General features: G+C 66.2%; 11 protein-coding genes. 8 read left to right on the top strand and 3 right to left on the bottom strand.

Annotated features, from left to right (window positions below; genetic code table 11):
- Nucleotides 1-105 precede the first annotated feature (105 nt).
- Nucleotides 106-3,606 carry a response regulator gene (locus IB232_RS00555; RefSeq protein ID WP_192396627.1) on the top strand — a complete coding sequence of 1,167 codons (3,501 nt, stop codon included), beginning with the start codon at nucleotides 106-108 and terminating at the stop codon, nucleotides 3,604-3,606.
- On the top strand, nucleotides 3,606-4,790 hold the full coding sequence (locus tag IB232_RS00560) for an HD domain-containing phosphohydrolase (RefSeq protein ID WP_192396628.1): 1,185 nt from the start codon (nucleotides 3,606-3,608) through the stop codon (nucleotides 4,788-4,790). Before IB232_RS00555 ends, IB232_RS00560 begins: the two co-directional genes overlap by 1 nt.
- Nucleotides 4,791-4,854: 64 nt before the next feature.
- Here the strand turns inward: IB232_RS00560 and IB232_RS00565 are convergent, their stop codons facing one another.
- Together IB232_RS00565 and IB232_RS00570 are read right to left on the bottom strand one after the other, a co-directional pair.
- A complete protein-coding gene (locus IB232_RS00565; RefSeq protein ID WP_192396629.1) occupies nucleotides 4,855-5,148 on the bottom strand; it encodes a DUF2218 domain-containing protein in 294 nt (97 codons plus the stop codon).
- A gap of 53 nt (nucleotides 5,149-5,201) precedes the next feature.
- On the bottom strand, nucleotides 5,202-5,843 hold the full coding sequence (locus IB232_RS00570) for an NAD(P)-dependent oxidoreductase (RefSeq protein WP_192396630.1): 642 nt from the start codon (nucleotides 5,841-5,843) through the stop codon (nucleotides 5,202-5,204).
- A 100-nt stretch (nucleotides 5,844-5,943) separates the two neighbouring features.
- Here IB232_RS00570 and IB232_RS00575 point away from each other — a divergent pair, with 100 nt between their 5' ends.
- The 3 genes from IB232_RS00575 to IB232_RS00585 all read left to right on the top strand — a co-directional run bounded on the left by IB232_RS00575 (nucleotide 5,944) and on the right by IB232_RS00585 (nucleotide 8,771).
- The gene (locus tag IB232_RS00575) at nucleotides 5,944-6,834 is read left to right on the top strand and encodes a LysR family transcriptional regulator (protein WP_192396631.1); all 891 of its coding nucleotides are present in this window, start codon (nucleotides 5,944-5,946) and stop codon (nucleotides 6,832-6,834) included.
- Between the two features lie 66 nt (nucleotides 6,835-6,900).
- Nucleotides 6,901-7,788, top strand: a complete 888-nt coding sequence (locus IB232_RS00580; protein ID WP_192396632.1) for a PA4780 family RIO1-like protein kinase — start codon at nucleotides 6,901-6,903, stop codon at nucleotides 7,786-7,788.
- 95 nt (nucleotides 7,789-7,883) lie between these two features.
- Nucleotides 7,884-8,771: an EamA family transporter gene (locus IB232_RS00585; protein ID WP_192396633.1), complete on the top strand. Its 888-nt coding sequence runs from the start codon at nucleotides 7,884-7,886 to the stop codon at nucleotides 8,769-8,771.
- Here the strand turns inward: IB232_RS00585 and IB232_RS00590 are convergent.
- Complete coding sequence (locus IB232_RS00590; RefSeq protein ID WP_192396634.1) at nucleotides 8,716-9,639, bottom strand: LysR family transcriptional regulator; 924 nt, start codon at nucleotides 9,637-9,639, stop codon at nucleotides 8,716-8,718. The genes IB232_RS00585 and IB232_RS00590 overlap by 56 nt on opposite strands.
- Nucleotides 9,640-9,755: 116 nt before the next feature.
- On the opposite strand from IB232_RS00590, the gene IB232_RS00595 reads away from it, so the two are divergent.
- From IB232_RS00595 to IB232_RS00605, 3 genes are all read left to right on the top strand, one after another.
- Nucleotides 9,756-10,511, top strand: coding sequence for an SDR family NAD(P)-dependent oxidoreductase (locus IB232_RS00595; protein ID WP_192396635.1), 756 nt, complete (start codon nucleotides 9,756-9,758; stop codon nucleotides 10,509-10,511).
- Nucleotides 10,512-10,751: 240 nt separating this feature from the next.
- Entirely contained in the window at nucleotides 10,752-11,216 is a 465-nt protein-coding gene (gene bfr, locus IB232_RS00600) for a bacterioferritin (RefSeq protein ID WP_192396636.1), read from the top strand.
- Between the two features lie 303 nt (nucleotides 11,217-11,519).
- Complete coding sequence (locus IB232_RS00605; protein WP_192396637.1) at nucleotides 11,520-13,745, top strand: TonB-dependent siderophore receptor; 2,226 nt, start codon at nucleotides 11,520-11,522, stop codon at nucleotides 13,743-13,745.
- The last annotated feature ends 58 nt before the right edge of the window (nucleotides 13,746-13,803 follow it).

Consider the following 13,803-nt stretch of genomic DNA (forward strand, 5'->3'; position numbering starts at 1 on the left):
CGAATCTGTATGGGCCGATTGTCGATCCGTGCGCTGGCGCTGCCAATCCGCATCTGACTTTCAAAGCCTATGCTCAGAGCGCATTCGCCCGCCAAGGATCACTCCATGCCGCGTCTCTGTTGCCTGCTCCTGCTCTGCCTGTTACCGCTGGCCGCGCCTGCCGCGCTGCAGCTGGACGAGGCCGATCGCGCCTGGCTGCGCGAGCACCCGGTGCTGCGGGTGGGCATCGAGCGCAGTGGCTGGCCGCCCTTCGACGTGATCGACGAGCAGGGCGTCCATCGCGGGCTCAGCGGCGATTACCTGGCCCTGCTGGCCCAGCGCCTCGGCGTGCGCCTGGAGCCGGTGCTGCTGGACGACTGGAACGCGGCGCTGGCCGCTCTGCGCGAAGGTCGCGTCGACCTGCTGCCGTCGGTGGCGCGCACGCCAGAGCGCGAGACGACCATGGCCTTCAGCGAGTCCTACCTGGTCAGCAGCAGCCTGATCTTCACTCGCGAGGAAGTGAGTGTGCAGCGTATCGGTGGCCTGGCCGGCAAGCAGGTGGCCATCGAGCGCGGCTATGTGCTGCAGCAGGCGCTGCGCGAGGCGGTGCCGGATGTACGGCTCATCGAGGTGCGCGACACCGAGGCGGCGCTGCGCGCCGTGTCCTCCGGGCGTGCCGATGCCTATGTCGGCGACATGATCGTCGCCAGCTACCTGATCCGCGAACTCAACCTGACCAACCTGGAGCTGCGCGGCGAGACCGGCCTGTCCACCAGTGAATTCCGCTTCGCCACCCACCGCGCCAACCCGCAGCTGATCGCCCTGCTGGACAAGGCCCTGGCCAGCCTCAGCGATGCGGAGCAGGAGGCGATCAAGGAGCGCTGGTTGCCACCGCTGACCGCGTTCAACCTGCGCCGCCTGCTGCAGGTGGGCTGGCCCTACCTGCTCGGCCTGGTCGCGCTGATCGCCTTCGTGCTGGTGTGGAACCGCCGCCTGGCGGTGCAGATCGCCGAGCGCCAGCGCGCCGAGGCCGAGGCCCAGCGCCAGCGCAGCACGCTGCTGGCGCTGATCAACGCGATTCCCGATCCGATCTGGTTCAAGGACGCCAAGGGCCGCTACATGGGCATCAACCAGGCCTGCGCCGAGCTGTTCGGCAAGAGCCACGACGAGGTGGTTGGTCGCCGCGACGCGGAGCTGTTGCCGCAGGGCTGGGCCAAGGCCCGCGCCGAGCACGACCGCACGGCGCTGAACTGGCCGCACCCGTTCGAGAGCGAGGGCCAGGTCACCTATCCCGATGGGCGCCAGGTGGTGTTCGACACCCTGCGCACCACCTTCCATGACGACCAGGGCAAGCTGCTCGGCCTGGTCGGCGTCAGCCGCGACATCACCGTGCGCAAGCAGACCGAGGCCGAGCTGGCCAAGGCCAAGGAGCTGGCCGAGGAGGCGGCGCGGCTGAAGTCGGACTTCCTGGCCAACATGAGCCACGAGATCCGCACGCCGATGAACGCCATCATCGGCATGTCACACCTGGCCATGAAGACCGATCTCAATCCGCGCCAGCGCGACTACCTGAGCAAGATCCAGCAGGCCGGCCAGCACCTGCTGGGGATCATCAACGACATCCTCGACTTCTCCAAGATCGAGGCCGGCAAGCTGACCATCGAGCGCATAGAGTTCGACCTGCAGCAGGTCCTGGAGAACCTCGCCGGGCTGATCGGCGACAAGGTCGGCGGCAAGGGGCTGGAGCTGGTGTTCAACCTCGATCCCGAGCTGCCCCAGCACCTGGTGGGCGATCCGCTGCGCCTGGGGCAGATCCTGATCAACTATGCCAACAACGCGGTGAAGTTCACCGAGCAGGGCGAGGTGGAAGTGATCCTGCGCGCCGAGCAGCGCAGCGCCGACTCGCTGCTGCTGTACCTGGGCGTGCGCGACACCGGAATCGGCCTGACCGCCGAGCAGCGCGGTCGCCTGTTCGAGTCGTTCCAGCAGGCCGACACCTCCACCACCCGCAAGTACGGTGGCACCGGCCTCGGCCTGGCCATCTGCAAGAGCCTGGCGGAGGCCATGGGCGGGCATGTCGGGGTGGAGAGCGAGGCCGGCCGCGGCAGCCTGTTCTGGTGCCGGGTGCCCCTGGGCATTGCCGTCGAGCAGGGCCCGCGGCTGCTGGCCCAGGCCGACCTGCGCGGCCGCCGGGTGCTGGTGGTGGACGACAACGACAGCGCGCGCCAGGTACTCAGCGGCATGCTCGAGAGCATGAGCTTCCGCGTCGATGCGGTGGGCTCCGGCAGGCTGGCCCTGCAGCGGGTCCAGGAGGCCGTGCTGCGTCGCGATCCCTATGAGCTGCTGGTGCTGGACTGGCAGATGCCGGGCATGGACGGCCTTGAGCTGGCGCGCAAGGTCGCCGAGCTTGGCCTGCAACCGCCGCCGCACCTGCTGATGGCCACCGCCTTCGGTCGCGAGGAAGTGCTGCTGGGCGCCGAGCGCGCCGGCATCGAGGACGTGCTGCTCAAGCCGCTCAATCCTTCGCTGCTGTTCGATGCGGTGATCCGCAGCCTGGGCGGCGCGGGCATGGCTCAGGGGTTCGCCCGCCTGCCGGTGGGCGAGGTGGTGCCGGACTTCAGCGGCCAGCGCGTGCTGCTGGTGGAGGACAACGAGCTGAACCGCGAGGTGGCCTGTGGTCTGCTGCAGGAGAGCGGCCTGCAGATCGAGCAGGCCGAGCACGGGCAGATTGCCATCGAGCTGCTGCGTGCCAGCCCGGACGGCTACTACGCCCTGGTGCTGATGGACATGCAGATGCCGGTGCTGGACGGCATCGCCACCACCCAGGCGCTGCGCCGCGAGCCGCGCTTCGCCACGCTGCCGATCGTGGCGATGACCGCCAATGCCATGCCCGCAGACCGCGAACGCTGCCTGGCGGCGGGGATGAATGACCACCTGGGCAAGCCGATCGAGCCCGCCGAGCTGTGGGTCACCCTGGGGCGCTGGTTGCGTGCTAGTGAAAAGCCGGTGGCGGCCGTGGCCCAGGCGGGGCTGCCGGACTGGCGGCTGCCGGGCGTGGACCTGGCCAGCGGCCTGCGCCGGGTGCTAGGCAAGCCGGAGCTGTACCGCCGTCTGCTGGACAAGTTCGCCGCCAGCCAGGCCGACTGCGCCGCGCGCCTGCGCCAGGCCCTGGCGGCCGGCGAGCAGCAGAGTGCCGAGCGCGAGGCCCATAGCCTCAAGGGCCTGGCCGGCAACCTCGGCGCCTTGGATCTGGCGACCCAGGCTGCGGCCATCGAGAGCGCGATCAAGGATGCCCGCCACGACGAGCTGGACGCCCAGCTCGGTGAACTGGAGCGCAGCCTGGCGGTGCTGGTGGCGGCCATCACGGCGCTGCAGCCAGCCCAAGTGGGCAGTACCGATCCGCAGCAGCTGGCGCCGCTGTGTCACCAGTTGCTGCGCCTGTTCGAGGAGGACGATCCGCGCGCCGGAAAACTCTTCGACGAACAGGCCGAACTGCTGCGCAGCGCCTTTAATGATGAATACGCACCGCTGGCCGCGGCGGTGCACGGCTTCGATTTCGAACGGGCCTTGGTGCTGTTGCGTCAGGTGGCACAACAACACGGGATCGCTCTCAAAGGGGAAGGATGATGGTGGACATGCTCGATCGGCCCGACCAGCCGTTGATACTGCTGGTGGACGACACGCCGGAAAACCTGGAGCTGATGAGCGAGCTGCTGGCCGACAGCTATCGCATCAAGGTCGCCAACAACGGCCTCAAGGCCCTGCGCATCGCCGCCGGCAGCCAGCAGCCGGACCTGATCCTGCTCGATATCATGATGCCGGAGATGGATGGCTACGAGGTCTGCCGCCTGCTCAAGATGAACCCGGCCACGGCGGATATCCCGGTGGTGTTCCTCACCGCCAAGACCGAGGTGGCGGACGAGCAGCAGGGCTTCGACCTGGGCGCGGTGGACTACATCACCAAGCCGATCAGCCCGCCCATCGTCCTTGCCCGCGTGCACGCCCAGCTGCAGCTCAAGGCCAGCGCGGATTTCCTGCGCGACAAGAGCGAGTACCTGGAGCTGGAAGTACGCCGGCGCACCCGCGACATGCAGCGCCTGCAGGAGGTGACCATCGAGGCCATGGCCAGCCTGGCGGCGATGCGCGACAACCCCAACGGCAAGCACCTGTCGCGGGTCGAGCCCTACATGGTCGCCCTGGCCAAGGCGCTGGCCTACCAGCAGCCGGCGCTGGCCGATGAGTTGAACGCCGAGCGCATCGCCCAGCTGGGCAAGTCGGCGCTGTTGCATGGCATCGGCAAGCTGGTGTTGCCGGATCGTATCCTGCTCAGTCCGGTGCCGCTGCAGGGCGACGATCTGCAGTTGCTGCACCGGCATGCGGTGGCGGGGCGAGATGCGCTGCTGGCGGCCGAGGCCAAGCTGGGCAGGGTGCCGGACTTCCTGCGCGATGCCCGCGACATCGTCTACAGCCAGCACGAGAACTGGGATGGCAGCGGCTATCCGCAGGGCCTGCGCGGCGAGCAGATTCCCCTGGCCGCACGCCTGATGGCATTGGTCGGCGACTACGAGGAGATGACCAGCCATCATCCCTATCGCCAGTCGCTCAGCCATGCCGAGGCGCAGCAGCGCATCGGCGCTGCCAGTGGCACGCGCTTCGATCCGTCGGTGGTGCTGGCCTTTATCGAGGCCGAGGACGAGTTCGCCGCCATCGCCCAGCGCCTGGCCGACGATGCGGCGGCCATCCATGGCGAGCTGCAGCGCCTGGACGAGTCGCTGGGGGAAAGCATCGAGCTGACCCTGCCGCCGAGCTGAGTTCGCTCACTGTCACGGGGCGGGTGCGATCCGCGCGGCGCTTGCCCCGCCCCGTTTCCTGGCGTCAGGCGTTGGCCTGCCAGTCCAGGCTCAGCGCTTCCTGCCAGGCGAAGCGCTCGAAGTGGCTGGCCACCACGCCCTGCAGTTTTTCCAGATCGGCGCTGCTGGCGCTTTCCACGCGCAGGGTCAGGCCCTGGGCGTCGGCCTGCAGCATGCTCAGGCCGAAGGCGAACTCGATGCGTCCCTGCTGCTCGTCGAAGCTGACCGGCAGCTTGTGCGCGAAGTGCTTGCACAGGCGGCTGATATAGCGCGCCGGGGTGTCGGTCACGACGTGGGCCGAGGCGGTAAAGGTACTCATGCGATCTCCGGGGTGAGATTGCCCGCGCTTGCAGACGCGGGCGGGATGTCTGATCAGTAGGCGACGGTGAAACGCTGGCGGATATGTTGCGGCTGCTCGGCTTCATCGAGCAGGGCCACGGCCAGGTCGGCCACCGAGATATGCGCCGGGGCGTCGCCATCCATCAGCAGCTGTTCGCCGCCGATGCGGAACTGACCGGTGCGCGGGCCCGGCTGCAGCAAGGCGGCGGGGGAGAGGAAGGTCCACTGCAATTCCTGCTCGTCGCGCAGCAGATTCAGGGCCTGGCGCGCGCCCTCGGCGCCTTCCTTGTATTCGGCGGGGAAGTCCGGCGTATCGATCAGTTGTTGACCCGGTGCCACATACAGGCTGCCGGCGCCGCCGACCACCAGCAGGCGTTCGACTCCCGCGGCCTTGGTCGCGCTGGTGATGGCGCGGCTGCCGGCAATGAACTGCTCGCGGATATCGGCCAGGCCCCAGCCGGGGTTGAAGGCGCTGAGCACCAGGTCGTGGCCGCGCAGCTGCTCGGCCAGGGCGGCAACGTCATGCACGTTGGCCTGTCGTGCGTCGAGGTTGGCGTGCTGCGCCAGCTTCTGCGGATTACGCACCAGGGCGGTAACCTGGTGGCCGCGGTTCAGGGCTTCTTCCAGCAGGGCGGTGCCGACATAGCCGGTGGCGCCGATCAGGGCGATTTTCATGGGGTGATCCTTGGTGGGTTGCGATGGGTGAATAATCGCAGCTGGATAAATCTGAGAAAAAGCGGCTTAAATACCTTGAATAATTAAGCAGGACTTAATAATGGAGCAGCTAAAACGCATGGCCCTGTTCGCCACCGTGGTGGAGAAGGGCTCCATGGTGGCCGCCGCCGAGGCGCTGGGCATGAGCGCCTCGGCGGTCAGCCAGCAGATCGGCAAGCTGGAGCAGAGCACCCAGGTCAGCCTGCTGCACCGCACCACCCGCAAGCTGACCCTGACCGAGGCCGGGGCCCAGCTGTACCAGAGCTGCCGGCAGATCGTGGCGCTGGCCGAGCAGGCCGAGCAGCGCCTGGCCGAGTTGCGTGATGCCCCGGTGGGCGAGCTGCGCATCGCCGCGCCGGTGGGTTTTTCCGGACGAATGATCACCGAGGCCCTGGCGCCGTTGCTCAGTGCCCATCCGGGCCTGAACCTGCGGCTGTTCTTCCAGGACGAGCAGATCGACCTAATCGAGCAGCGCATCGACCTGGCCATCCGTGTCGGCGCCCAGGAGGACTCCAGCCTGGTGGCGCGCCATCTCGGCGACTGGCGCATGTTGCTGTGCGTGGCGCCGGCCTATCTGGCGCGCTGCGGGGCGGTGCTCGGGCCGGAGCAGCTGGTCGGCCTGGACTGGCTGAGCCTGAACCACGAGCGCGCCCAGCAGCTCACCCTGCACGGTCCCGGCGGCGCCCAGCAGCGCCTGCGCATCGAGAGCCGGGTGGCCTGCAACAACATCCTGTCGGTGCGGCATTTCTGTCTGGCGGGCATGGGCGTGTCGCTGCAGCCGGAGCCGGAGATTCGCGCCGAGCTGGCCAGCGGCGCGCTGCTGGTGCTGCTGCCGGAGTGGCAGCCGGCGCCGGTCGGCATCTATATCGTCACCCCGCGCCGCGATGCCCAGCCGGCCAAGGTGCGCTATGCCATCGAGGCGCTGCGCCGGACCCTGTCGGTCGGTCACTAACTGGGCGGCGACGGCGGATTGCCGTATAAGGGCGGGATTGTTTCCCGTGGAGGCCCGATCAGTTCGATGAAAACCCCGAAACGCCTGGAGCCCTTGCTCGAAGATGGTCTGATCGACGAGGTGGTGCGCCCGCTGATGAGCGGTAAGGAAGCCTCGGTCTATGTCGTGCGTTGTGCTGGCGAGCTGCGCTGCGCCAAAGTGTACAAGGAGGCCAACAAGCGCGGCTTCCGCCAGGCCGCCGAGTACCAGGAGGGACGCAAGACGCGCAACAGCCGTGATGCCCGGGCCATGGCCAAGGGCAGCAAGTACGGGCGCAAGGAGCAGGAGGAGGCCTGGCAGAACGCCGAGGTGTCCGCGCTGTTCCGCCTGGCCAATGCCGGCGTGCGGGTGCCCAAGCCCTACGACTACCAGGACGGCGTGCTGCTGATGGAGATGGTCGACGACGGCTACGGCGATGCCGCGCCGCGCCTGAACGACGTCGACCTGCTGCCCGAGGACGCCCGCGAGTTCCACGCCTTCATGATCGGCGAGATCGTCAAAATGCTCTGCGCCGGCCTGGTCCACGGTGACCTCTCGGAATTCAACGTGCTGCTCGATCCGCTCGGTCCGGTGATCATCGACCTGCCTCAGGCGGTGGATGCAGCGGCCAACAACCATGCTTTCAGCATGCTCGAGCGCGACGTGCGCAACATGGCCGAGTACTTCGGTCAGTTCGCTCCGGAACTGCTCGATACCCGCTACGCCAAGGAAATGTGGGCGCTCTACGAGGACGGCAAGCTGACCCCGGAGAGCCAGTTAACCGGCCAGTTCGTCGAGCCGGAGGAAGAAGCGGACGTGGATGCGGTGATGCGCGAGATCAAGGCCGCCATGGCCGAGCAGGCTCGCCGCGAGGCCGCCCGCAACGCCGAGGACGCGCCGCGCGACGAGCCGCCACCACCGCCCTGGATGCAGTGACCAGCGACCTGTCTGGTCGCGAAAGCAGGGAACTGTATCGGGCGGGTGCGGTGCGGCGCTGCTAGGGTGGCGGCAGACATTCCGGAGCCTCGCTCATGCCGCTGCCGCACATCCTCCTGGCCCTGCTGGTCACCCTGATCTGGGGTGTCAACTTCGTCGTCATCAAGGTCGGTCTGCAGGACTTCCCGCCGCTGCTGTTCTGCGCCCTGCGCTTCGCCCTGGCGGCGCTGCCGCTGCTGTTCCTGCGCGGGCCGCTGCCGGCGCCCTGGTGGCGCATCGTGCAGATCGGCGTGCTGCTCGGGGTGATCAAGTTCGGCCTGCTGTTCGTCGGCATGCACCTGGGCATGCCGGCGGGCCTCTCGTCGCTGGTGCTGCAGAGCCAGGTGTTCTTCACCGTGCTGATCGCCGCGCTGGTGCTGGGTGAGCGGCCCAGCATTCGCGCCTTGGCCGGGTTGGTTCTGGCAGCCGGCGGTCTGGTGCTGATCGGCCTGCAGCGGCCCCTGGGCGACAGCCTGCTGGGCTTCGTGCTGGTGGTCGTGGCGGCGCTGGCCTGGGCCTTCTCCAATATCGCCACCAAGCGCTCGGGCGCCAGCGACATGCTGCGTCTGATCTGCTGGGTCAGCCTGGTGCCGGTGCTGCCGCTGCTCGGGCTGTCCTACCTGTTCGAGGGGCCGCAGGCGATGGGCGCGGCGCTGGGCGAACTGAGCTGGCGCGGCGTCGGCGCGCTGCTGTACATCGCCTTCCTAGCCACCACGGTGGGCTTCGCCATCTGGAGCTTCCTGCTGCGCCGCTACCCGGCCAGCCAGGTCACGCCGTTCGCCCTGGCGGTACCGGTGTCGGGGCTGCTGGCCGGCTGGCTGCTGCTGGGCGAGGCGCTCACGCCGCTCGGCTGGCTGGCCTGTGCCCTGGTGTTCGGTGGCCTGGCGATCAATGTGCTGCCGGCAGGCTGGTTCCGTCGAGGTAGTCCCGCACCAGCCGGCTGAGCCAGTCCATGAACACCTGCACGCGCTTCGACAGGTTGCGCCGGTGCGGGTACAGCAGCGACACCGGCATGGGCGCGGCGCGGTACTCGGGGAGTATCTCCACCAGCCGGCCGCTGGCCAGGTGCCCGCGAATACCGGCCAGCGGCACCTGGATGATGCCGAGCCCGGCCAGGCAGGCCTGGGTGTAGGCGTCGGTGCTGTTCACCGTCAGCGCGCCGGGCATCTCCATGCAGCGCGGCGCGCCCTGTTCGACGAACTCCCAGCCGATCGGCTTCATGCCCAGCGTCGGTACGTAGTGCACCAGGCGATGCGCGGCCAGATCGGCGAGGCTGCGCGGCATGCCGAAGCGCTCAAGGTAGTCCGGGCTGGCGCAGTTGATCTGCTCCATCAGGCCCAGTGGGCGGGCGATCAGCGCGGCGTCCACCAAGCTACCAATGCGCACCACGCAGTCGAAGCCTTCGCGGATCAGGTCGACCTTGTGGTCGGTGCAGCTCAGTTCCAGCTCCAGGTGCGGGTGCTCGGCGAGAAAGGCGGGCAGGTGCGGCAGCACCAGATCGCGAGCCAGGGCCTGGCCCATGTCCACCCGCAGGCGACCGCGCAGCTGGCCGGCGTCTAGCTGGAACATCGCGGCGATCTCGTCGGCGTCGGCCAGTAGGTCCTTGCAGCGTTCGTAGCAGGCCTGGCCGTCCTGGGTCAGCTGCACGCGCCTCGTCGTGCGGTGCAGCAGGCGAGCGCCAAGCTGGTTCTCCAGCTGTTGCACCTGCAGCGAGATGCTGGCCTTGGGCTGGCCGAGGCTCTCGGCGGCGCGGGTGAAGCTGGCCAGTTCGGCGACCCGCACGAAGGCGGGCATGGCGTTGAGTCGATCCATGGCGGTTCACTGTTATCGATTTGTGGACAGTCTAACCATAGGTGGCTGATTTATCCGTTTATCGTCGATCAATAGTCTGTGTCTCGTCCGCCACTCACTTCGACGAGGTACACAACATGAGCAAGATCACTCTCATCACCGGCGCCAGCCGCGGCCTGGGCAAGAACGCCGCCCTGCACCTGGCGCGCCATGGTCATGACCTGATCCTTACCTACCACAGCAACCAGAGCGAAGCCGATGCCGTGGTGGCCGAGATTCGCGCCCTGGGGCGCCAGGCCGTGGCCCTGCAGCTGGACGTGGGCCGCAGCGCCAGCTTTGCCGACTTCGCCGAGCGGGTACGCCTGGCGCTCAGCCTGACCTGGCAGCGCGACAGTTTCGATGCACTGGTGAACAACGCCGGCATCGGCATCCATGCGCCCTTCGCCGAGACCAGCGAGGAGCAGTTCGATCAGTTGATGAACATCCACCTCAAGGGCACCTTCTTCCTTACCCAGCGGTTGCTGCCGCTGCTGGCCGACGGTGGGCGCATCCTCAACGTCTCTACGGGGCTGGCGCGTTTCTCCCTGCCGGGTTACGCCGCCTACGCGGCCATGAAGGGTGGCATCGAAGTGCTGACCCGCTACCTGGCCAAGGAACTGGGCGGTCGCGGCATTCGCGCCAACACCATTGCCCCCGGTGCCATCGAGACCGACTTCGGCGGGGGCGTGGTGCGTGACAACCGCGAGCTCAACGCCGTCATCGCCGGGCAGACCGCGCTGGGCCGGGTCGGCCTGCCGGACGATATCGGCAATGCCATCGGCATGCTGCTGTCGGAGGAGGCCGGCTGGATCAATGCGCAGCGCGTGGAGGTGTCTGGCGGCATGTTCGTCTGACGCTTTGCAGGCAGGATTGTGTCCCGCTCCGGGGGCGCAATCCTGGCACCGGAGAAGCTCGTGCAAGGCCTTATCCACAGTGATTTTCGTTAGCGCTTGAATTCACTGCAGCCCAATAGCCATGCGGCTTTGCGCTAATGCGAATCGCTCCGCCGAGAGCGACATTTTGTTGCTTGACCATTGTGCGCGCAGGGTCGAAGCTGCCTACCTGAGCGATCTTTTTTAGCAAGGAAACGAGTCATGCAAGGCGCGACCGAAGTCGTCGATTATCTGAAGGATCTGCTGCGTGGCGAGCTGGCTGCGCGCGACCAGTATTTCCTGCATTCGCGGATGTACCAGGACTGGGGCTTCGAGAAGCTCTATGAGCGGATCAACCACGAGATGGAGGAGGAGACCCAGCACGCCGACGCCCTGCTGCAGCGCATTCTGTTCCTCGAAGCCACACCGGACATGACGCCCAAGGCGATCCACCCCGGTGCCACCGTGCCGGACATGCTGAAGAGCGATCTGGCCCTGGAGTACGAAGTGCGCGAGGCCCTGGCCAAGGGCATCGAACTGTGCGAGAAGCACGGCGACTACATGAGTCGCGACATCCTGGTGCTGCAACTCAATGACACCGAGGAAGACCACGCCTACTGGCTCGAGCAGCAGCTCGGCCTGATCGGTCGTGTGGGCCTGCAGAACTATCTGCAATCGCAAGCCTGATTCCAGGCCGTACGAAAAAGGGAGCCTCGGCTCCCTTTTTTCATGCCTCGAAATTGCAGATGAACTCTCGAGGAGTTGAGGCCAGGGCCGCCTATGGCCATCCCTCTCTGCTTCTCAATCTGACTTAGTCGCTCTCTGAACCTACGGTCTGGGTACCTCCATGCCTTTAACCAGGCAGGCAGCGTGGCTGTTTGCCACTAGCAGAGCGAAATCTCATTTGCAACTCTTTCGCAATAAGATGAGTTTGTTTATGATGATAATTATTATCACCAACACTATTATAAACAGCTCGGAAGTATCTCCATGTCCCTGACTACCCTGCGTCACCAAGACGCTGCTGTTGTGCGCTCGTCCATGGCCCTGCGTCCGCTGGCTCTGGCGGTGCACATGCTGGCTGCCGGTACTGCCATCATTGCTCTGCCCGTATACGCGGAGCAGGCCAAGGCTGCAGAGCCGGTTACTCTGGATGCCGCAGCCATTACCGGTGCGGCCGACAGCCAACTCGACGACGTCACCGAGGGTACTCAGTCCTATACCACTGGCTCCGCGAGCACTGCCACGCCGCTGAAAATGTCCCTGCGCGAGACTCCGCAATCGGTCACCGTGGTCACCCAGCAGCGTATGGAAGACCAGGACCTGCAGACCATCACCGACGTGGTCAATAACACCACCGGTATCTCGATGAACCGCTACGAGACCAGCCGCGGCCAGATCAACGCCCGTGGCTTCGAGCTCAACTCGCTGATGATCGACGGCGTCCCTACCATCTGGGAGCAGCCGTGGAGTTCGGGAGAGATCTTCGGCAGCCTGGCCATGTACGACCGCGTCGAAGTGGTACGCGGCGCCAACGGTCTGATGACCGGTGCCGGCGATCCCTCCGCGTCCCTCAACATGGTACGCAAGCGCGCCAGCAGCACTGAGCTGAAGGGCTCGGTGGAGGCCAGCGCAGGTACGTGGGACACCTACGGCACCCTGGGCGACGTATCCATGGCGCTGAACGAGGAGGGTACCGTGCGCGCCCGCCTGGTCGGCGAGACCAACCAAGGCGATAGCTGGATCGACATGAACTCGAACCAGCGCCAGACCTATTACGGCACCATGGACATCGACCTGACCCCCGATACCACCCTGTGGTTCGGCCTGAGCCGCCAGGAGAACAAGACCGACTCGCCCATGTGGGGCGGTCTGCCGGTCTGGTATGCCGATGGCAGCCGCACCCACTGGAGCCGTTCCAAGACCACCTCCGCCGACTGGAGCAAGTGGGACAGCACCTACGAGACCTATTTCGTCAATCTTGACCATACCTTCGCCAACGATTGGCAGGTCAATCTCAGCTACAACCGTGGCGAACGCAAGGCCGACTCCTCCCTGCTGTACCTCTCCGGCAACCCCGGCAAGAACGGCTCCAGCGGCATGTACTCGTTCCCGGCGACCTACAAGACCGAGACCACCCAGGACGACTACAGTCTCCGCTTCAGCGGCCCGTTCGCCCTGTTGGGGCGCGATCATGACCTGGCCTTCGGTTATATCCACAGTGATCAGGACTTCGATGCCGACCAAGTTCCGGCCTTGACCGGCATGGGTGGCATCCCGAACTTCGACGACTACAACGGCGACTTCCCCGAGCCGGTTTGGGGCGCACGCACCGACTATGGTTCGTCGGAGCTCGAGCAGCGCGGTGCCTATGCGGCGACCCGTCTGAACGTGACGGATGATCTCAAAGTGATCCTGGGTGCACGCCAGACCGACTATGAAAAGAATGGTGAAGAGTCGGGCACCGAGAGCCGTCTGGAGGACCGTGAGGTAACTCCGTACGCTGGTGTGGTGTATGACCTGACGCAGAACCTGTCGGCCTACGCCAGCTACACCAACATCTTCCTGCCCCAGGCCAGGCGCGATGCCAGCGGCCAGCAGCTCGACCCGATCATCGGCGACAGCTCGGAGCTGGGTCTGAAGGGCGAGTGGTTCGATGGCCGCCTCAATGCATCGGCCGCTGTATTCGGCATCAAGCAGAACAACCTTGGCGTAGCCACCGGTGACCGCTTCCCGGGCACTTTCGAGAACATCTATGAAGCGGCCGATGTCGAGAGCAAAGGTTTCGAGCTCGAGGTCTCGGGTGAACTGGCGTCCGGTTGGAATGTGTCTGCCGGCTACACCCAGTTCCGCGTCGAGGATGAGGGTGGCCATGACGCCAACACGCTCTACCCGACCAAGCTGCTGCGTACCTTCACCACCTACCGCGTGCCGGGCATCCTCGGTGACAAGCTGACCATCGGTGGCGGCGTGAACTGGCAGGACGCCATCTACACCTACGCCACCAATCCGGCCGGCAATCGCGAGAAGATCGAGCAGGACGCCTACGCCCTGGTCAACCTGATGGCGCGCTATGAGATCACCGAGAACCTCTCGGCTCAGCTGAACGCCAACAACGTGACCGACGAGAAGTACTTCGACGTGTTTGATGCCTACGGCGCACTGACCTACGGTGCTCCGCGCAGCCTGACCGCCTCCGCAAAGTACAGCTTCTAAGAAGCACCAGATGCGTTGGCAGGCGAGTCCTGCCACTGCACACAGCAAAACGCCGGCC

Origin of the sequence: Pseudomonas sp. PDM15 (assembly GCF_014851565.1) — a bacterium.
GTDB lineage: Bacteria > Pseudomonadota > Gammaproteobacteria > Pseudomonadales > Pseudomonadaceae > Aquipseudomonas.